The sequence below is a fragment of the Micrococcus sp. MS-ASIII-49 genome (genome assembly GCF_000946635.1).
In the GTDB taxonomy this organism is placed as follows: domain Bacteria; phylum Actinomycetota; class Actinomycetes; order Actinomycetales; family Micrococcaceae; genus Micrococcus; species Micrococcus luteus.
The window spans coordinates 1-1,154 of record NZ_JXSP01000087.1 but is presented as its reverse complement, the minus strand read 5'-3'; the positions used below and the strand labels follow the sequence as shown (position 1 = coordinate 1,154).

Below are 1,154 nucleotides of genomic sequence, written 5' to 3'. Positions count from 1 at the left end.
GCCGTGCCCGGCCCGCCCGCCGTGCCCGCCGCCGCGTCCGCGCCGTCCCGCGGGTCGCCGTCGGGCATGTCCGCGAACGGCCAGTCCAGGCGCAGGGGCGGCTCGGGCACGGTGATCCGGTGCGCCTCCAGCTCGTCGAAGCGCCGGTTGAACATCTGCACGATCCCCGCCGACCGGCTCGAGCGCTGGTGCTTGCCGGTGCCCTTCGGGGGCCGCCACGAGCCCTGCATCTGCTCCCGCGCGTCCTCCACGGCCAGCTCCAGCCGCTCGCGCTCGGCGTTCTGCTCGGCGTACTCCTGCTCCCAGGCGGCCCGGGCGCGGCGGCGCCCCTTCGCCCAGCCGGCGTACCCGCCGGAGTACCGCCGCGGCCGCCCGTCCTGGCTGGGATCCAGGTCCACGATGTCGGTGCACACGGCGCGCAGCAGGGCGCGGTCGTGGCTGACGACGGCGACCCCGCCCGGGTGCTCCACCAGCCGGCGGGTGAGGAAGTCCAGGGCGACGTCGTCCAGGTGGTTGGTCGGCTCGTCCAGCAGCAGCAGGTCCGGCCGGGAGCCGAGGGTGACGGCCAGGCGCACCCGGTGGCGCTGGCCGACCGAGAGCGATGTGAGGGGGCGCTCGCGGTCCGTGCACGCGTGCAGCCCCTCGAGGTCCATGTCCACGCGCCGGCCGGCGTCCCAGGCGTCGTAGAGGTGGGCCCGCTCCAGCGCGGTGGAGTACCGGTGTCCGGCGCCGGCGTCGTCGGGGGCCTCGGCCAGGGCGGCCGCGGCGGCGTCCAGGGCCTCGAGTGCGGCGTGCGGGCCCGTGAGGGCGTCGCGGACCAGGTCGCCCACCGTGCGGGAGCGCCCGTCGGCCCGCGCCCGCAGCGCCTGCGGGACGAACGCGAGCGTGCCCGCCCGCGTCACGCGGCCGACGTCGGGCGTGATCCGGCCCGTGAGCACGTGGAGCAGCGTGGTCTTGCCGCGCCCGTTCTCACCCACGATCCCGAGCCGCGAGCCGGCGTTGATCCGCACCGTGGCGTCCGTGAGCACGCGGTGCCCGCCGAGCGAGACGGTCAGGTGCTCGCCGCGCAGGTGGGCGGCGGGCCCGGCGGGCAGGGCGGGGGAGGGAGGGCCGGAGGTCATGTCCGCCAGTCTAGGTGTAAGAGGTCATGACGT

The 1,154-nt window shown here is 77.0% G+C and carries 1 protein-coding gene; it reads right to left on the bottom strand.

Features of this window, described 5'->3' with window-relative positions:
• On the bottom strand, window positions 1-1,121 hold a 1,121-nt coding region (locus tag SJ20_RS06515; protein ID WP_044659354.1), incomplete at its 3' end, for an ATP-binding cassette domain-containing protein.
• Window positions 1,122-1,154: the final 33 nt, after the last annotated feature.